This is a genomic window from Bacillus sp. NMCC46, from assembly GCF_002998465.1.
Classification (GTDB): Bacteria; Bacillota; Bacilli; order Bacillales; family Bacillaceae; genus Bacillus.
This window is the reverse complement of record NZ_PVQZ01000001.1, coordinates 364,818-384,281: the sequence shown is the minus strand read 5'-3', so window position 1 is coordinate 384,281 and position 19,464 is coordinate 364,818. Positions and strand designations below refer to the sequence as shown.

The following is a 19,464-nucleotide window of genomic DNA, read 5'->3' as shown; positions in this document are numbered from 1 at the left end:
GAGAACAGGCATGGCAGCAAGAGATTTATCTGTTTTATTCAGTGTTATTTTAATTGTGGCGATGCTGGTCATACCATTTCCGCCAATGCTATTAAGTATTTTAATCATTATTAATATATCTCTTGCGCTTATCGTGCTTCTCACCACAATGAACATGCAAGAACCACTGCAATTTTCAATATTTCCATCATTGCTTTTGCTCTTAACGCTGTTCCGCTTAGGGCTTAACATCTCTACAACACGATCTATCCTATCAACTGGAGACGCTGGAAAGGTTGTAGAAACGTTTGGTTCATTTGTTGTTGGAGGAAATATACTCGTTGGTCTGGTGGTCTTCCTTATTCTGATCATCATTCAATTTGTTGTCATTACCAAAGGGGCTGAGCGTGTTTCAGAGGTTGCGGCAAGATTTACCCTCGATGCGATGCCAGGGAAACAAATGAGTATTGATGCAGATTTAAATGCAGGGATGCTGACAGAAAGTGAAGCGAGAAATCGCCGTGAAAAAGTAGCGAGAGAAGCAGACTTTTATGGTGCGATGGATGGGGCAAGTAAGTTCGTCAAAGGAGATGCCATCGCAGGTATTATCATCGTCATTATTAATATTATTTTTGGGATTATTATTGGGATGCTTCAGCAAGGAATGTCGATTCAAGAATCAGCTTCCCACTTTACATTATTAACGGTAGGAGACGGGATTGTTTCACAAATTCCTGCACTTCTCATTTCAACAGCGACAGGGATTGTCGTCACAAGGGCTGCTTCTAATGGGAACCTTGGGTCAGATATCACTGAACAGCTGTTTGCATTCCCAGCTATGCTTTACGTCACAGCAGGTACGATCTTCCTTCTTGGGTTGTTTACTCCAATCGGCGTACTTTTGACAGGACCGATCGCAGGTTTACTTGCCCTCGGTGCATACTTGATGTCAAAAAACAAACAGGATCAAGAAGAAATAGAAGAGGTACTAGAGGAACAGGCAGAGGTAGAAGAGATGAAAAGTCCAGAAAGTGTCATTCACCTTCTCCAAATGGATGCCATTGAATTTGAGTTTGGCTATGGCTTGATTCCGCTAGCCGATGCAAATCAAGGCGGTGACCTGTTAGACCGAATTGTGATGATCCGAAGGCAGCTTGCCCTTGAACTAGGTCTTGTGATTCCAGTTGTCCGAATTCGAGACAACATTGCACTTAACCCAAATGAATATCGACTCAAAATAAAAGGGAACGAAGTGGCAAAAGGCGAGCTGCTGCTTGATCACTACTTAGCGATGTCTCCTACGCCTGATGATGATCCGATTGAAGGAATTGAAACAATCGAGCCATCCTTTGGTCTTCCGGCTAAATGGATCTCAGAAGCAGAAAAAGATCAGGCTGAGATGCTCGGCTATACGGTTGTAGATCCTGCATCTGTTGTGTCTACTCACATCACAGAGAAGATTAGACAAAACACACACGAACTGCTCGGACGTCAAGAAACGAAGCAATTAATCGATCATCTGAAAGAAAGTTATCCTGTGTTAGTGGATGAGGTGACCCCAAATCCACTAGCTGTTGGTGATATTCAAAAAGTGTTGGCAAAACTGTTGAAAGAAAAGGTTTCTATTCGAAATCTTGTCACCATTTTTGAGACGCTTGCAGACTACGGAAAATTAACGACGGATACAGATTTGTTAACAGAGTATGTCAGACAGGCGCTGGCAAGACAGATTACCGCACAATATGCAAGAGAAAATGAATCGCTCAAAGTCGTGACATGCTCAGGCCGAGTGGAAAAGGTGATTGCTGACAGCGTACAGCAGACAGAGCATGGCAACTACTTATCATTAGATCCAGAATCCTCTGAAAGTGTGATTCAATCAGTGGCGAGAGAAATTGAACAGCTTTCGCTTCGTCAGGAAACGCCGGTTCTATTGTGCTCACCTCCTATAAGAATGTACGTCAAGCAGCTGTTAGAAAGATATTTCCCGGATTTACCGGTACTATCTTATAACGAACTAGAAGCAAATGTGGAAGTACAGAGCATCGGAGTGGTGGATATCTAATGAAAATGAAAAAAATCACAGCGAATTCAATGCAGGAGGCAACAATTCAAATTAGGCAGCAGCTTGGGAAAGATGCCGTCATTTTAAATTCCAAAACCGTTGTGAAACGAAAGCTATTCGGTTTAAAGAAACAGCAAATGGTTGAAGTAATAGCTGTGCTGGATCAAGATTTTGAAGAAAGAGCGGGTAAAGGTGGACATCCTGCGCCTCCTCTTCCAGTATTTCCGAAAAAGGAGCAGGTTCAACACCGGCCTGAAGAGCCATCCTTTGCTCCTGAGGCAGTGAAACCAGTACCTTCTCATGCTCAGCCTTTAGAATATGCGAGGAATGAGCGGCATGCTGGTATTCTGCCTGATCCTCTCATGGCAATCGATCAAAAGCTTAAGGATCAAGGTCTTGATGATGCCATTCGGGACGAATGTCTAAAAGGTCTTTTAACGAAAGGTGTTGTCAAGGAAGATCAAATTCAAAAAGAACTTGAACAACTGCTGACAGATATGCTGCCGGCTCACACTTCTGATGAGCCGATGATTCGTTCTAAATACATTGTGCTGTTTGGTTCGACTGGGGCTGGTAAAACAACAACGATTGCAAAGCTCGCTGCCAAAACGGCTATTCAGAAGCAAAAGAAAATCGCTTTTATTACAACAGATACGTACCGAATAGCAGCGATCGAACAACTGAAAACATATGCGGAACTGCTCAATGCACCGCTTGAGGTTTGTTATTCGAGGGAGGATTTTGTGAAAGCTCAAGAGACCTTTAAAGAGTATGATCATATTTTCGTAGACACAGCGGGTCGTAACTTTAAAGAAGAAGCGTATATCAAAGAGCTGACAGACATCATTCCATTTGATGAAAGCATTCAAAGTTTCCTAGTGATGAGTGCGACCTCTAAGTATCAGGACATGAAAGCCATGGTTAAACGCTTTGAACACGTTTCAATCGATCAATTCATTTTTACAAAAGTAGATGAAACAGACACGATGGGAACAATCTTTCAAATCATTGCAGACTCTCAAATCGGACTTGGCTTTTTAACAAATGGTCAAAATGTACCTGAGGATATTCTTGAGGGCTCTCCTCTTGAATTAACAAGGATGGTCTTACAATGATGAAGCCTGACCAAGCGGAAGGTTTAAGAAAGCTCGTTCAGCAGAATCAAACGATCACACCGGCTCCTCTTGGTATAAGCGGACAGGCAAAAACCATTGCTGTCATGAGCGGTAAAGGCGGAGTAGGAAAATCAAATTTGACGCTGAATATGGCACTGTCTATCGCAAATGCAGACAAGCGAGTGTTAGTCATCGACCTTGATTTTGGTATGGGAAATATTGATATTTTACTAGGAAAAACATCGACTAGCTCTATATTAGATGTTCTTGTCAGGAAGAAATCCTTCCAAGCAGCTATGACACAAGGAACGAACAACCTTTATTACATTTCTGGCGGAAGCGGACTTGAACAGCTGTTTTCTTTAGATAAAGATCAATGGTCGTTCTTTCTAGAGGAAATGGAAAGAATGATGCACGACTTTGATTGTATCTTCTTTGATATGGGTGCCGGCTTGTCAAAAGATCAACTGCCTTTTGTTTTATCAGCAGGAGAAGTTGTGGTTGTGACAACGCCAGAACCAACATCGATCATGGATGCTTACAGCGCAATTAAACACTTAGCTATTCATCAGTTTGAACAATCTGTGCAAATCATTGTCAACCGGTGTAAAACCCCGTCAGAAGGGTCTGAAACCTACCGGAAATTAGCAGGAGTGGTCACATCATTTCTACACAGAAAGCTAGTATTTGCTGGTGCTGTGCCAGATGATCCTGCGGTTCCTAAAGCAGTGGCTGAACAAATTCCATTTTATATCAAGCAGCCTCACTCAAGGCTGAGTAAAACGATCAAGATGCTGGCAGAAACACTTTATCAACAGCAGATAAGAGAGGCACAGAGAGAGCAGCATACGTTTATAGATAAGTTGTCCTCTTTTTTTAAAAGGAGGAAGGTGGACTCATGATTAGAGTGCTTGTAGTAGATGACTCGGCCTTTATGCGAAAGCTCATTAGTGATTTCCTAAGTGCCGAGCAAGAAATAGAAGTCGTGGGAACGGCGCGAAATGGGATAGATGCCTTAAAACGGATCAAGGAACTGAATCCAGATGTTGTCACACTAGATGTGGAAATGCCTGTTTTAAATGGAACAGAAGCATTAAAACAAATTCTGGCTGAACATGACCTTGCCGTGATTATGGTGTCAAGCCAGACAAAGCAAGGGAAAGATTTAACCATCCATTGCTTAGAACTTGGTGCGTTTGACTTTGTGACAAAGCCTTCAGGAAGTATTTCGCTCGATTTGCACAAAGTAAGAGGCCAAATTGTAGAGCGAGTGCTTGCGGCAGGGATGTCAAGGAAACGCACAGAAGTGCAGATTTCTCCTAAGCCGGTGATGAAGACGCCAAGTCCAGTGGCTTTTCCTCGCCCGCAAGCAGTAAAAAGCAGCTCACTCCGAAAGATTATTTCAATCGGAACATCGACGGGAGGGCCAAGAGCACTTCAACGAGTCGTCACGAAGCTGCCAAAGGACATAGAAGCACCCATTTTGATTGTGCAGCATATGCCGGCAGGATTTACGGCATCACTTGCTACTAGGTTAGACCATTTATCTCAAATTTCGATTAAAGAAGCACAAGATGGAGATATCGCTAAAAATGGAGTGGCTTACATAGCTCCTGGTGGAATGCATATGTCACTTCATGAACAAGGGGCATCCTTAGTCATCAGGCTGTCTCCAGAGGACACGGAAAGCCGGCACAAACCTTCTGTTAACTATTTATTTGAATCCATCAGCAATATAAAGGGTTACGAGAAAATTGCTGTCATTATGACAGGCATGGGTAGTGATGGCACAGAAGGTGTCAAAAAAATGGTCGCAAGCGGTCATACGAAAGTCATTGCAGAAAAAGAAGAATCATGTGTTGTTTTCGGAATGCCTAAATCAGTCATTAAAGCAGGCCTTGCACATGAAACAAGGCATGTGGATGACATCGCACATGCAATTATAAGCTCCATGAAAAAAGAGAGGGCGTGAACACGTTGGATGTAAACCAATACTTAGATATCTTTTTAGATGAAAGCAGAGAACACTTACAAACTTGTAATGAAAAACTTCTTGATTTAGAAAAGAACCCAACCGACTTGCAGCTAGTGAATGATATATTCAGAGCGGCTCACACATTGAAAGGCATGAGTGCAACGATGGGCTACGCTGATATGGCTCAGCTAACACATCATTTAGAAAACATGTTTGATGCCATTCGAAATGAACAAATGATTGTCACACCTGAGTCAATGGACACGATGTTTGAAGCACTTGATCACCTTGAAGCAATGGTTCAATCAATTGCAGAAGGCGGAGATGGGAAACGCGATGTCACAGAGGTTAGTAAAAAGCTAGATGTGACAGGAAGCCATGCTGAGGCAGCTCCTAGTGTTGAGACAGCGGATGTATCAGCTGCGGCTGCTAACGACTTAGACTATAACGAATTTGAACGAACAGTGCTTGATGAAGCGAGGGAACAAGGCTTTAAATGTTATGAACTCAATGTGACATTAAGTGACGCATGCTTATTAAAAGCCGTTCGTGTCTATATGATCTTTGAAAGACTGAACGAAGCAGGCGAGGTCGTCAAAACAGTTCCAAATGCAGAACTTTTAGAATCAGAAGATTTCGAATCTGAATTCAGTATTTCTTATTTATCTAAACAACCGATGGATGAAGTGAAAAAAATCGTGATGGCGATCTCAGAAGTTGAACATGTTGAGATCTCAGAAGTCTCTGCATTTGAAGAAGCGGCTCCAGCTGAAAAACAAGAGGCAAAACCTGAACAGGAAAAAGAAGAAGTATCTGTGCCTGCTGCGAAAGCACCAGCAAGCGATGCGCCAAAAGCAAATGGCAATAACGGTGCAGCTGCCGGCGGAACAAAAACGATTCGTGTCAACATTGACCGTCTCGATTCTCTAATGAATCTATTTGAAGAACTGGTGATTGACAGAGGCCGTTTAGAGCAGATTGCAAAAGAATTAGAAAATAACGAACTCACAGACACCGTTGAAAGAATGACGCGTATTTCTGGAGACCTGCAATCGATCATCCTGAACATGAGAATGGTACCTGTGGAAACAGTGTTTAACAGATTCCCGCGTATGATTCGTCAATTGACAAAAGAGCTGAATAAGAAAATTGAACTGATCATTGAAGGTGCTGAGACAGAGCTTGATCGAACAGTCATCGACGAAATTGGAGATCCGCTCTTACACTTACTTAGAAACAGTCTAGATCACGGAATTGAATCGCCAGAAGAACGTGTGAAAAAAGGCAAGCCAGAAAAAGGCACCGTTCTATTAAAGGCGTATCATAGCGGAAACCACGTCTTCATTGAAGTAGAAGATGATGGCGGCGGAATTAACCGTAAGAAAGTGCTTGAAAAAGCATTAGAGCGCGGGGTTATTACTGAAAGAGAAGCGGAAACGCTTGAAGATCATCAAATTGATTCATTGATCTTTGCAGCAGGTTTCTCTACAGCTGATACGATTTCTGACATCTCAGGCCGCGGTGTAGGCCTTGACGTTGTGAAAAACAAGCTGGAATCACTAGGTGGATCTGTGAGCATCAACTCAACAGAAGGACAGGGCTCACTATTCTCGATCCAGCTTCCGCTTACATTATCGATTATTTCCGTTCTTCTTGTGAAATTGGAAGAGGAAACATTTGCGATTCCGATTTCTTCTATTATTGAAACGGCTGTCATTAAGAAAAGCGACATCCTTCAAACGCATGATCGTGAAGTGATTGATTTCCGCGGATTTATCGTACCGGTCGTGTACTTGAAGAAACAATTCCACGTACCAAATGCGAATGAATTAGAGGAAGAACTGCACATCATCGTTGTTCGTAAAGGAGATAAGCTGACAGCATTTGTGGTCGATTCATTTATTGGTCAGCAAGAGGTTGTATTGAAATCACTAGGAGATTACCTGCCAAACGTGTTTGCGATCTCAGGCGCAACAATCCTAGGCGACGGTCAAGTTGCACTCATCGTTGACTGTAATGCACTGATCAAGTAAAAAACAATAGAGGAGCGGTCTGAAATGAGTACAGATATCAAAACTGGCGAAAAGATGATTGTGTTTATCGTAAACAAAAAAGAATACGCCATTTCAGTATCAGAAGTAAAGTCCATTGAAAAATGGCAGCAGCCGACAAGAGTCCCTGGCGTTGCCCCTTATATATGCGGTGTTATTAATCTGCGCGGTGTCGTGACACCTGTCATCGACCTTAGAGTCAGACTTGGATCAACTGACAACGACATTACAGATGAAACAAGAATGATTATTGTACAAGTTGGTGACATTGAAGTCGGCTGGATTGTTGATGAAGCGAATGATGTCATTACAGTCCATCAAGAAGAAGTAGAATCTTCTCCTGAATCAGCTGAAAAAGAAGGACAATCATGGGTGACAGGTATCATTAAGCATGATCAGCGTCTATTTAATATCATTCATCCTGGTGCCGTCCTCGACAAGAGCGTTCAAGATGCACCTGTTCATTAAGGAGGATGTGAAATGAGCATTTTCAATGAAATAAAAGATGAACAGCTGGATGTATTAAGAGAGGTTGGGAATATTGGAGCAGGCCACGCCGCGTCTGCTCTTGCCAGCCTATTGGATCGCAAAATAGATATGGCTGTTCCGTTTGTCAAGGTTCTCTCGTTTGAAGAATTAATGGATTTCTTTGGCGGTGCAGACCTCCCAGTTGCAAGTATTTTCCTGCGGATGGAAGGAGATTTATCCGGCTCTATCTTTTTCATTATGCCATTTGAGCAAGCAGAGCAATTTGTAAGAGAGCTTGTACAGGATCCGGCATTTGATATTGATACCATTCACGAGCATGTGATGGGAACGTCAGCACTACACGAGCTGGGAAATATTTTAGCAGGCTCTTATTTATCAGCCCTTGCCGATTTAACAAAATTGCAGCTTCACCCAAGTGTTCCAGATGTTACGCTCGATATGTTCGGGGCTGTCATTAGTGAAGGGTTAATGCAATTCAGCCCTCTAGGGGATCAGGCAATTGTGATTGATACATCGATTTTTGATGATCAAAATAAGCAAGAGCTGAAAGGAAATATGTTTCTATTACCAGACTTTGAATCGTTTGAAAAACTATTCAAAGCATTAGGTAACCTGTAATGAACGTTCAGATTCCGGCAGTTGTAAAGGTTGGTATAGCGGATGTTCAGCTTGTGAAAACACCGGACCGCATTCGGACATCCGGACTTGGTTCTTGTGTAGGACTTGTTCTGTTTGATCAAGAAAAAAAACTGGCAGGTCTTGTCCATGTCATGCTTCCAGACTCATCCCTTGCAAAAGGGGCAGTGGAGAACTTGGCTAAATATGCAGATACAGGTGTCAAGCATACAATTGATCTGCTTCTTAAAGAAGGAGCACGCAAACATGCGCTAAAGGCAAAACTTGCTGGCGGCGCAGAAATGTTTAAGTTTAAGTCAACCAATGATCTAATGAGAATTGGACCTAGAAACGTATCAGCTGTTAAAGAACATCTGTCTCTTTATCGCATCCCGATCATTAGTGAGGATACGGGCGGGAACAATGGCCGTACGATTGAATTTGATCCGCTTACGACAGAGCTTGAGATCCGCACTGTGAAGCAAGGCACTATGAAGATATAACTAAGGAAGTATAGGGGGAGAAAGATGCAATCCTTAAATTACGAAGATCAGGCGCTATGGGCTAGATGGAAAGAGTGGAAGGACCCAGCTGCTGGAGATGATCTTATGCGCCGCTATATGCCGCTCGTCACATATCATGTTGGAAGAATTTCCATCGGACTCCCAAAGTCAGTGCATAAAGAAGACTTGATCAGTCTAGGGATGCTCGGTTTATATGATGCCCTTGAAAAATTCGACCCCGGAAGAGATCTGAAGTTTGATACATATGCATCCTTCAGAATCCGCGGGGCCATCATCGACGGTCTTCGTAAAGAGGACTGGCTGCCTCGTACATCAAGAGAAAAAACAAAAAAAGTAGAAGCGGCTATTGAAAAGCTTGAACAGCGCTATTTACGAAATGTGACGCCGACAGAAGTGGCAGAGGAACTTGGCATGAGTGAACAGGATGTTGTCACAACAATGAATGAAGGATTCTTTGCGAATCTGCTTTCAATCGACGAGAAGCTGCATGATCAAGAAGACGGTGAAAACGTCCAAGTCATGATTCGCGATGAGAAAACAGTGACACCTGAAGAGAAGATGCTGAAAGATGAATTAATAGAACAGCTTGCTGAAAAAATGACCGAGCTATCGGAAAAAGAAAAGCTCGTGATCAGTCTTTTCTATAAAGAGGAACTGACGTTAACAGAAATCGGTCACGTGCTCAATTTATCGACCTCGCGCATTTCGCAAATTCATTCAAAGGCATTGTTCAAGCTTAAGCATCTGCTTGATAAAGCCATTCAATCTTAAAGAGTTAGTGAGTGAAAAAATATGTTATGGCTGATTAGCTTCATGCTTCATGCTGCACTTATTTATTTTGTGATCATTTTATATACGAGAATGAATTCGCTAAAGGCAACTGAACAAAAGCAGCGAGAACTTCTAGAAGAAACGGAAAATACCCTGGCTGCATTTTTGATGGAAGTCAAAGAAGAGAATGACAAACTATCAAAAGTGGCAGCCGCTTCCCCTGATTTTTCTGCTGAAGAGCTGAAATCGGATTTTCAGACACCAAAGCAGCCACAACCACCAATTGAATCCCAGCAATCGGTAGAAAGTGAAGATCCAGTACCAGAGCACTTGGCGGCTCTCCTTAGTGAAGTTGAAGTGCAGGAAGAGAAGGTAAACGAACCCGTTCCACATCTTGAATCAGAAGCTTCTGTGCCTTCTGAAGGTGAAATAGAAGAAACATTTGAGGACCAAGTGAAGACCTTATATGACAAAGGGCATTCGCTAGAAGAAATAGCGAAAGAACTGAAAACGGGCAAGACAGAAATCGAGCTTTTATTAAAATTTAGCGGAAAGCTGTAAAGGATTCTTGATTGTCAGTCCATCATGTGTTATATTATTTCTTGGTGTTAAATACACACGCTTAATGATTCGTATGAAGGTGCTGCCGTGGCGCAGTTTTATGTGAACATGACTTGAGCGGAGGAAAAAAAACCATTATATTAGGAGGCAACAAAATGTCAGTTATTTCTATGAAACAATTGCTAGAAGCTGGTGTTCACTTCGGTCACCAAACGCGCCGTTGGAACCCAAAAATGAAGCGTTACATCTTTACAGAGCGTAACGGTATCTACATCATCGATCTTCAAAAAACGGTGAAAAAAGTAGAAGAAGCTTACAACTTCACGAAAAACCTTGCTGCTGACGGAGGAAAAATCCTTTTCGTTGGTACGAAAAAGCAAGCACAAGATTCAGTGAAAGAAGAAGCAATCCGTTCTGGTATGTTCTATGTGAACCAACGCTGGCTTGGTGGAACTTTAACAAACTTTGAAACAATCCAAAAACGTATCAAACGTTTAAAAGATATTGAAAAAATGCAAGAAAACGGTACATTCGATGTTCTTCCTAAGAAAGAAGTCGTTCAACTGAAAAAAGAATTAGAGCGTCTTGAAAAATTCCTAGGCGGAATCAAAGACATGAAAGGTCTTCCGGATGCACTTTTCATTATCGACCCTCGTAAAGAGCGTATTGCAGTTGCAGAAGCTCGTAAATTGAATATCCCAATCATCGGTATCGTTGACACAAACTGTGATCCAGACGAAATTGATGTTGTGATCCCTGCAAACGATGATGCAATCCGTGCTGTAAAACTTCTAACTGCTAAAATGGCAGATGCGATTCTTGAGTCTAAACAAGGCGAAGAAGAAGCTGTTGTAGAAGAAACGACAGAAACTGAAACAACAACTGCGTAACCTATTCAAAAGGTGATAAGAGGGAAATGCCTTTTATCACCTTTTTTTCACCTAGTAATCCGTGTTTTAACATAGAAGGAGGAAATGTAAAATGGCTATTACTGCTCAATTAGTTAAAGAACTGCGTCAAAAAACTGGTGCAGGTATGATGGACTGTAAAAAAGCGTTAACAGAAACTGATGGTGACATCGACAAAGCAATCGATCTTCTAAGAGAAAAAGGAATTGCAAAAGCTGCGAAAAAAGCAGACCGTATTGCTGCAGAAGGATTAACTCTTATCAAAACTGACGGCAACACAGGCGTGATCCTAGAAGTGAACTCTGAGACTGATTTCGTTGCGAAAAACGAAGGATTCCAATCACTTCTTAACGAACTTGCTGATCATTTGCTTGCTGCTAAACCTGCAACAATTGAAGAAGCTCATGCTTCTAAAATGGAAAACGGTTCAACTGTTGAAGAGCATATCACATCTGCAATTGCAAAAATCGGAGAGAAAATCACTCTACGTCGTTTCTCTGTTATCACGAAAGAAGATAACGCAGCATTCGGTTCTTACTTACACATGGGCGGACGCATCGGTGTGTTAGCTGTTCTTAACGGAACAACTGACGAAGAGCTTGCAAGAGACATTGCAATGCACGTTGCTGCTGTAAACCCTAAATACATTTCTCGTGACCAAGTGTCAGAAGAAGAAGCAAACCGTGAGCGCGAAGTATTAACACAGCAAGCGCTTCAAGAAGGAAAGCCTGAAAATATCGTAGCTAAAATGGTAGAAGGCCGTCTAAACAAATTCTTTGAAGAAATTTGCTTACTTGACCAAGCATTCGTTAAAAACCCAGATGAAAAAGTGAAACAAGTAGTAGCTGCGAAAAACGCAAGCATTCAGTCTTATGTTCGCTATGAAGTGGGCGAAGGTATTGAAAAGCGTCAAGACAACTTTGCTGAAGAAGTTATGAGCCAAGTGAAAAAATAATGTTTGAAAAGCTCTCTGGGGCTTTTTTAGGGAGCACAAGCACTGTGTTCCCTATTTTTTAGAGGATATTGATTTACAAAAGACAGTTTCTTACGCATAATAAGAGACGGTATAGTTTACACTTGGAGGTTATCATGAGCAAACCGAAATATAATCGCATTGTACTGAAGCTAAGTGGCGAAGCACTAGCAGGTGATGCTGGAAATGGAATTAACCCAACTGTCATTCAATCAATTGCAAAGCAAGTAAAAGAAATTGCAGAGCTTGATGTTGAAGTTGCAGTTGTTGTAGGCGGAGGAAACCTTTGGCGCGGTAAGACAGGCAGTGACTTAGGAATGGACCGTGCAACAGCAGACTACATGGGCATGCTGGCAACAGTGATGAATTCACTCGCGCTGCAGGACAGCCTAGAAACGCTTGGCATTCAGTCTAGGGTACAAACCTCTATCGAAATGAGACAGGTTGCAGAGCCATACATAAGAAGAAAAGCGATCCGTCATCTTGAGAAGAAACGTGTCGTGATTTTTGCTGCAGGTACTGGTAACCCTTATTTCTCTACAGATACAACGGCAGCACTTCGTGCAGCAGAAATTGAAGCAGATGTCATTTTAATGGCGAAAAATAATGTAGACGGTGTCTACAGTGCTGATCCTCGTACAGATGCGGATGCAGTAAAATATGATAAGCTTTCATATCTTGACGTGTTAAAAGAAGGGCTTGCTGTAATGGATTCTACTGCGTCCTCATTATGTATGGACAATGACATTCCATTAATCGTATTCTCCATTATGGAAGAAGGAAATATTAAACGTGCCGTCAATGGCGAATCAATTGGAACGATTGTGAGGGGGAAATAACGTGTCAAAAGAAGTATTGAACCAAACGAAAGAAAAAATGGAAAAAGCCGTTCAAGCATACGGACGTGAACTAGCAACTGTTCGTGCGGGCAGAGCAAATGCTTCATTGCTTGATAAAGTGACGGTTGATTATTACGGTGCACAAACACCACTCAACCAAATCGCGTCAATCACAGTGCCAGAAGCACGTATGCTGATTATCACACCTTATGATAAAACAGCCATCGGTGATATCGAAAAATCGATCCAAAAGTCTGATCTTGGCATCACGCCAACAAGTGACGGAAATGTGATCCGCATTGCGATTCCTGCACTAACAGAAGAAAGGCGTAAAGAGCTTGTGAAAGTGGTAAGAAAATATTCAGAAGAAGCAAAAGTAGCTGTTCGTAATGTTCGTCGTGATGCAAACGATGAGTTGAAAAAGCTTGAGAAAAATGGTGAGATCACTGAAGATGAATTAAGATCATCGACAGAGGATGTTCAAAAATTGACAGATGAATATGTCGCTAAAATTGATGACGTGACGAAAGATAAAGAAAAAGAAATCATGGAAGTTTAAGAAAAAACTATGTACAATAGATAATAGTGAAAAGACCCTCTTCATGTTTACAGGGGGTTTTTTTGTTAATACTGTTGGTGACTATATTATTAGCGGGAACGCAACCTTTTTGGGTGATGGAGGAATCTCATGCTCAATATACTCAAAAATTGGAAGAATCAGCAAACTGCTGCTTCCAACTTAGAAAGCCTGACAAAAGAAGACATATTAAATGGAGAAATTCCTGAACATATCGCCATTATCATGGATGGGAACGGAAGATGGGCGAAAAAACGTGCTCTTCCACGGGTAGCAGGACATCATGAAGGAATGAAAGTCGTCAAGCGCATGACAAAGCTTGCAAATGAGCTGAATGTCAAAGTGCTGACTTTGTATGCTTTCTCTACGGAAAATTGGAAACGTCCAAAACTAGAAGTAGACTTTTTAATGAAGCTTCCTGAAGAATTTTTGAACATCTACCTGCCTGAACTCATCGAGGAAAATGTCCGTGTGCGCTTAACAGGTGATCCAGACGGCCTCCCGCAGCATACGAAAAGAGCGGTAGAGAACGCAGTAAAGAGTACGGCGAATAACGACGGACTCGTTTTGAATTTTGCGCTCAACTATGGAGGGCGCACAGAAATCGTCTCCGCATGCAGACAAATTTCTGAAAAAGTCAAAGAAGGTAAGCTTCAAGCAGAAGACATCACAGAAGAGATGTTTTCAGCTTATTTAATGACAGAATCTCTTCAAGATCCGGATTTGCTTATTCGCACAAGTGGAGAAATTAGATTAAGTAACTTTATGCTTTGGCAAATTGCATACAGCGAGTTTGTCTTTACGGATGTGCTTTGGCCTGACTTTTCTGATGAGCATCTTATAGGCGCTATCGGAGAATACCAGCGCCGCGGCCGGAGGTTCGGTGGAATTTAGAGGGTGGTGCAGATGAAACAAAGAATTTTGACGGGTGTTTTGGCAGCTGCAGGCTTTTTACTTGCGGTTATATATGGACAGATGCCATTTACCCTGCTGATTTACTTAATGGGAAGTGTCGCTCTCTTTGAGCTTCTAAGAATGAAAAAGATATCGATTTTCAGCTTTCCTGGTATTGTCAGCTTAATATTGCTTTGGCTTTTAATGGGCGGAGAGAACAGCTTCTTCCCGAACGTAGACGCATCAAAAATGCAAATTGCTTTATTTGCAGTCTTAATCCTTTTAACTTATACAGTGTTGAGCAAAAACTCTTTCACATTCGATGAGGTTGCTTTTGTTGTATTAGCGACATTATATATTGGCGTCAGTTTCTATTATTTCATCCAGATTAGAGGCTTATATGGCATGAGTGCGATCTTCTTCGCAGCAGTGATTATTTGGTCCACTGACTCAGGTGCTTACTTTATTGGGAAATCTATGGGGAAACGAAAGCTCTGGCCAGAGATCAGTCCAAACAAAACAGTAGAAGGATTTATCGGCGGAATCGTCACAGCGGTCGTGTTGTCATTTGTGTTTCAGGCGGTTACAGGATTTTTGCCATCATATCTGCTTGTTATGTTTATTACTCTTTTGCTCAGTATCTTTGGACAGCTTGGCGACCTTGTGGAATCTGCTTTAAAGCGTCATTATCACGTAAAGGATTCAGGGACAATTCTCCCTGGACATGGCGGGATTTTGGACAGGTTTGACAGCTTTTTGTTCGTTCTGCCGTTTTTATATTTACTGCTCGCAACGTTTGCCAGCTAACCTCATAGAAACTTATTGAACGAGAGAAGGAGTGGCAATTTGAAATATATTTCGCTATTAGGCGCAACAGGATCAATCGGAGAACAAACATTAGATGTGATTAGGCAGCACCCAGACAAATTTAAGCTGAAAGCCATGACATTTGGCCGAAATGTAGATAAGGCCGTTCCAATCATAGAACAGTTTCAGCCTGAATTTGTCGGATGTTTAAGTGAAGAGACTTATCAGACGCTAAAAGGTCATTCATTTGAATACGATGTCAAGATGGCTGCTGGTGATGAAGCCAACATCGAGGCAGCGACCTATGATGCAGTGGACGTTGTGGTCAATGCACTTGTAGGAAGTGTTGGGCTTGTTCCAACATTAAAGGCCATTGAACAAAAAAAGACGATTGCACTCGCAAATAAGGAAACACTTGTCACAGCTGGTCATATAGTAAAAGAGTACGCGAAAACATATGATGTACCTTTACTTCCTGTCGATAGTGAACATTCCGCTATTTTTCAATGCCTGCAAGGTGAACAAGCTAAAAACATTGAACGCTTAATCGTGACAGCTTCAGGTGGTAGTTTCCGAGATAAAAAACGAACTGAACTTGAAGGTGTTACGGTTGAAGAAGCGCTGAACCACCCAAACTGGTCAATGGGAGCGAAAATTACCATTGATTCAGCGACGATGATGAATAAAGGGCTCGAGGTGATTGAGGCACATTGGTTGTTTGATATACCTTATGAACAAATTGATGTGCTGTTACATAAAGAGAGCATTATCCATTCGATGGTGGAATTTCACGACAAAAGCGTCATGGCTCAGTTAGGGACACCTGACATGAGAGTGCCGATTCAATATGCACTCACATACCCTGACAGGGCGCCATTACCAGAAGCGAAATCATTGAACCTTTGGGAGATTGGACAATTGAATTTCCAAAAAGCGGATTTTGGCAGGTATCGCTGCTTACATTTTGCTTATGAATCAGGTAAAATAGGAGGGACAATGCCTGCTGTGCTCAATGCAGCAAATGAAATGGCAGTTGATGCATTTCTGAAAGGCAAAGTAACGTTCCTGCAAATTGAAGAATTGATTGAAAAGGCACTAAATAGACATCATGTGATTTCAACGCCTAGTTTGCAAGATATCCATGAAGTGGACAAAGATACACGAGACTTTGTTCAATCAATCCTCACATAAGGTGGTATGTTCGTGAATACAGTGATTGCGTTTATTATTATTTTTGGAACGCTCGTTTTTTTCCACGAGCTTGGCCATTTAATTATGGCGCAGCGAGCGGGGATTTTATGCCGCGAGTTCGCAATTGGTTTTGGGCCGAAGATTTTCTCCTTTAAACGAAAGGAAACCGTTTATACCATTAGACTTCTCCCTATTGGCGGATTTGTTAAAATGGCAGGAGAGGACCCTGAAGTCATTGAAATTAAACCAGGTCATACAGTGGGGCTCTTATTCAATGAGCAAAATGAAGTAGAAAAAATCATTTTAAATGACAAAGAAAAATATCCTGATGCACTTGTCATCGAAGTTGAGCAGATTGATTTAGATCATGCCATGAGAATCTCAGGATATGAAGCTGGAAATGAAGATATTTTGACTGGCTACAATGTCAGTCAAACAAGCTTTTATATTGCAGATGGTGAAGAAATTCAAATCGCACCATACAATCGTCAATTTGGATCAAAAACGGTATGGCAGCGTATTAAAGCGATCGCAGCTGGACCGATTATGAACTTTATCCTGGCGTATGTGATTTTGGTTGCTTTAGGCTTTATTCAAGGGGTAACCGTTGATGATCCTGTACTCGGCAAGCTGACGAAAGACGGCCGAGCGGCAGAAGCTGGACTCATGCAGGGTGACCACATCGTGTCCATTAACGGGGATAAAATGAATTCTTGGACAGACGTCGTTCAAACCGTTCAAAAGAACCCTGAGAAAAAAATGAATGTCGTCATTGACCGAGACGGCAAAGAAAGCACTGTGCAGGTTGTACCAGAAGCTGTGAAAGCAGACGGAAAAAGCATTGGCCGTTTCGGATCTTATCCGCCAACGGAAAATGGATTTCTGAAGGTTATTTCATCCTCAGGAACGACTGTGATTTCAACAGCAGGTCTGATTTTAACGAACTTGCAAAAAATTGTCACAGGACAATTTTCACTAGATATGTTAGCGGGTCCTGTTGGGATCTATGACATGACAGGAGAAGTAGCCAAGCAAGGTGTGTTAACATTAATGCAGTTTGCGGCGTTCCTTAGTATCAACTTAGGCATCGTGAATTTATTACCGATTCCTGCACTAGACGGAGGACGTTTACTATTCTTGTTTGTTGAAGCCATTCGTGGTAAACCAATTAATCGTGAGAAAGAAGCACTTGTTGTCTTTATCGGTGTTGCATTCCTCATGCTGTTAATGCTAGTGGTTACGTGGAATGACATCCAGCGATTATTTTTATAAAAACCAATGTCTCTTGTTTCTCATTACGGGAAACAAGAGTTTTTGTGAGAAGTCCTATTTCATAAATGAGGTGTAACGACATGAGACAATCCCTGACTTTCATTCCAACTCTTCGAGAGGTGCCGGCAGATGCTGAGGCAAAAAGTCATCAGCTCTTAGTAAGAGCTGGGTTCATTAGACAAAATACAAGCGGAATCTATCATTATCTGCCGCTTGCTCATAAAGTCATCCAGCATATTCAATCCATTGTTCGCAAGGAAATGGAAAAGGCAGGAGCAGCTGAGCTGTTAATGCCAGTGCTGCAGCAGGCAGAAATGTGGCAAGAGTCAGGAAGATGGTATACATACGGTCCAGAATTGATGCGTATGAAAGATCGTCATGGCCGCGAGTTCGCACTTGGCCCAACGCACGAAGAGGTGATCACATCACTCGTACGCAGCGAAGTAAAATCGTATAAGAAGCTTCCTTTAACTCTTTATCAAATTCAATCAAAATTCCGCGATGAACAGAGGCCGCGTTTTGGGCTGCTGCGCGGACGTGAATTTATTATGAAGGATGCGTACTCATTCCATTCTTCACCAGAAAGCCTTGATGACACATACAACAAGATGTTTACAGCTTACTCCAATGTATTCTCAAAAGTAGGTCTTAATTTTAGACCAGTCATTGCAGATTCTGGTGCAATGGGAGGAAAAGATACACATGAGTTTATGGCACTGTCAGAAGTAGGAGAAGATACAATTGCATACTCTGATACATCTTCCTATGCTGCGAACATTGAAATGGCTGAAGCTGTTTATCACGGAGAAGAAGCAAATCCTGCGGACTTCAAAGAACTTGAAAAAGTCCACACACCGCAAGTAAAAACGATTCAAGACATCGCTGGATTTTTAGAAGTTGATCCTTCTCTTTGTATCAAGTCTGTTTTGTTTAAAGCAGATGATGCGTATGTTCTAATCCTGACTAGAGGCGACCATGAAGTAAATGATGTGAAAGTGAAAAACTTGGTAGGAGCACAGCTTGTAGAGCTTGCTACTCGCGAAGAAGTACTAGAAGTCATTGGAACAGAGCCTGGATTTGTTGGTCCTGTGAAGCTGGAAGCAGAAGTCGATATTTATGCAGACCTTGCGGTTAAAGGCATGACAAATGCTGTCGCAGGTGCAAACGAAGCGGATTATCACTATGTCAATGTCAATCCTGCGCGTGATGTATCAGTGAAAGAATTCACAGATCTTCGTTTGATTCAAGAAGGAGACGTTTCTCCAGATGGAGAAGGCACAATCCAGTTTGCTAAGGGGATTGAAGTAGGACAAGTCTTTAAACTAGGCACTCGTTATTCTGAGTCAATGGATGCGACGTACCTGGATGAGAATGGTCGAGCGCAGCCAATGATTATGGGCTGCTATGGTATCGGTATCTCCAGAACACTTTCAGCGATTGTTGAACAGCATCACGATGAGAAAGGAATCATTTGGCCGGAAGCTGTTGCGCCATATGATCTTCATCTCCTTGCATTAAATATGAAAAACGATGCTCAAAAAGAGCTCGCTGAAACGTTATACGAACGATTAGAAAATGAAGGCTTTGACGTACTTTTCGATGACCGCCAGGAGCGTGCCGGAGTGAAATTTGCAGACAGTGATTTAATTGGGCTGCCAATTCGCATTAGCTGCGGAAAACGTTCAGAAGAAGGCATTGTTGAAGTGAAGTTTAGAAAATCAGGTGAATCACATGAAGTATCTGTTGATGAGCTGATTTCATTTATACGCCAAGCATAAAAACGAACAAAAAAATGAAGGTACCTCCTGTAGAAAAGAGGTACCTTTCTGATTGACAAAAGGAGGGTCCTGTCTTGGAT

General features: G+C 42.0%; 19 protein-coding genes. All 19 read left to right on the top strand.

Annotation, left to right across the window (positions count from 1 at the left end):
- Nucleotides 1–10 precede the first annotated feature (10 nt).
- The 19 genes from flhA to C6Y01_RS01810 all read left to right on the top strand — a co-directional run bounded on the left by flhA (nt 11) and on the right by C6Y01_RS01810 (nt 19,384).
- Nucleotides 11–2,044: a flagellar biosynthesis protein FlhA gene (gene flhA, locus C6Y01_RS01900; RefSeq protein ID WP_034662346.1), complete on the top strand. Its 2,034-nt coding sequence runs from the start codon at nt 11–13 to the stop codon at nt 2,042–2,044.
- Complete coding sequence (gene flhF / locus C6Y01_RS01895) at nt 2,044–3,159, top strand: flagellar biosynthesis GTPase FlhF (protein ID WP_106037765.1); 1,116 nt, start codon at nt 2,044–2,046, stop codon at nt 3,157–3,159. Before flhA ends, flhF begins: the two co-directional genes overlap by 1 nt.
- Nucleotides 3,156–4,061, top strand: a complete 906-nt coding sequence (locus tag C6Y01_RS01890) for a MinD/ParA family protein (RefSeq protein WP_095285173.1) — start codon at nt 3,156–3,158, stop codon at nt 4,059–4,061. The genes flhF and C6Y01_RS01890 overlap by 4 nt, the downstream gene beginning before the upstream one ends.
- Nucleotides 4,058–5,131 (top strand): protein-glutamate methylesterase/protein-glutamine glutaminase, encoded by a 1,074-nt coding sequence (locus C6Y01_RS01885; RefSeq protein WP_106037764.1) that lies wholly within the window; start codon nt 4,058–4,060, stop codon nt 5,129–5,131. The genes C6Y01_RS01890 and C6Y01_RS01885 overlap by 4 nt, the downstream gene beginning before the upstream one ends.
- 5 nt (nt 5,132–5,136) lie before the next feature.
- Nucleotides 5,137–7,167, top strand: coding sequence for a chemotaxis protein CheA (locus C6Y01_RS01880; protein WP_034662334.1), 2,031 nt, complete (start codon nt 5,137–5,139; stop codon nt 7,165–7,167).
- A 24-nt stretch (nt 7,168–7,191) separates the two neighbouring features.
- On the top strand, nt 7,192–7,653 hold the full coding sequence (locus C6Y01_RS01875; protein ID WP_034662331.1) for a chemotaxis protein CheW: 462 nt from the start codon (nt 7,192–7,194) through the stop codon (nt 7,651–7,653).
- Between the two features lie 12 nt (nt 7,654–7,665).
- Nucleotides 7,666–8,292, top strand: a complete 627-nt coding sequence (locus C6Y01_RS01870) for a chemotaxis protein CheC (protein WP_034662328.1) — start codon at nt 7,666–7,668, stop codon at nt 8,290–8,292.
- Nucleotides 8,292–8,792 (top strand): chemotaxis protein CheD, encoded by a 501-nt coding sequence (locus C6Y01_RS01865; protein ID WP_034662325.1) that lies wholly within the window; start codon nt 8,292–8,294, stop codon nt 8,790–8,792. The genes C6Y01_RS01870 and C6Y01_RS01865 overlap by 1 nt, the downstream gene beginning before the upstream one ends.
- 24 nt (nt 8,793–8,816) lie before the next feature.
- Nucleotides 8,817–9,584, top strand: a complete 768-nt coding sequence (locus C6Y01_RS01860; RefSeq protein ID WP_012009976.1) for a FliA/WhiG family RNA polymerase sigma factor — start codon at nt 8,817–8,819, stop codon at nt 9,582–9,584.
- A gap of 21 nt (nt 9,585–9,605) precedes the next feature.
- Complete coding sequence (locus C6Y01_RS01855; RefSeq protein WP_095285175.1) at nt 9,606–10,145, top strand: Swarming motility protein SwrB; 540 nt, start codon at nt 9,606–9,608, stop codon at nt 10,143–10,145.
- Nucleotides 10,146–10,300: 155 nt separating this feature from the next.
- A complete protein-coding gene (rpsB, locus tag C6Y01_RS01850) occupies nt 10,301–11,035 on the top strand; it encodes a 30S ribosomal protein S2 (protein ID WP_003212093.1) in 735 nt (244 codons plus the stop codon).
- Between the two features lie 91 nt (nt 11,036–11,126).
- Nucleotides 11,127–12,008 (top strand): translation elongation factor Ts, encoded by an 882-nt coding sequence (gene tsf / locus C6Y01_RS01845; protein ID WP_106037763.1) that lies wholly within the window; start codon nt 11,127–11,129, stop codon nt 12,006–12,008.
- A gap of 134 nt (nt 12,009–12,142) precedes the next feature.
- Complete coding sequence (pyrH, locus tag C6Y01_RS01840) at nt 12,143–12,865, top strand: UMP kinase (protein ID WP_008344767.1); 723 nt, start codon at nt 12,143–12,145, stop codon at nt 12,863–12,865.
- Between the two features lies 1 nt (nt 12,866).
- Entirely contained in the window at nt 12,867–13,424 is a 558-nt protein-coding gene (gene frr, locus C6Y01_RS01835; protein WP_003212469.1) for a ribosome recycling factor, read from the top strand.
- Between the two features lie 129 nt (nt 13,425–13,553).
- A complete protein-coding gene (gene uppS / locus C6Y01_RS01830) occupies nt 13,554–14,336 on the top strand; it encodes an undecaprenyl pyrophosphate synthase (protein ID WP_034662319.1) in 783 nt (260 codons plus the stop codon).
- Nucleotides 14,337–14,348: 12 nt separating this feature from the next.
- Nucleotides 14,349–15,143 (top strand): phosphatidate cytidylyltransferase, encoded by a 795-nt coding sequence (locus C6Y01_RS01825; protein ID WP_034662316.1) that lies wholly within the window; start codon nt 14,349–14,351, stop codon nt 15,141–15,143.
- 39 nt (nt 15,144–15,182) lie between these two features.
- A complete protein-coding gene (gene dxr, locus C6Y01_RS01820; protein WP_095285176.1) occupies nt 15,183–16,334 on the top strand; it encodes a 1-deoxy-D-xylulose-5-phosphate reductoisomerase in 1,152 nt (383 codons plus the stop codon).
- A 6-nt stretch (nt 16,335–16,340) separates the two neighbouring features.
- Nucleotides 16,341–17,606, top strand: a complete 1,266-nt coding sequence (gene rseP, locus C6Y01_RS01815; RefSeq protein WP_095285177.1) for an RIP metalloprotease RseP — start codon at nt 16,341–16,343, stop codon at nt 17,604–17,606.
- An 80-nt stretch (nt 17,607–17,686) separates the two neighbouring features.
- A complete protein-coding gene (locus C6Y01_RS01810; protein ID WP_106037762.1) occupies nt 17,687–19,384 on the top strand; it encodes a proline--tRNA ligase in 1,698 nt (565 codons plus the stop codon).
- Nucleotides 19,385–19,464: the final 80 nt, after the last annotated feature.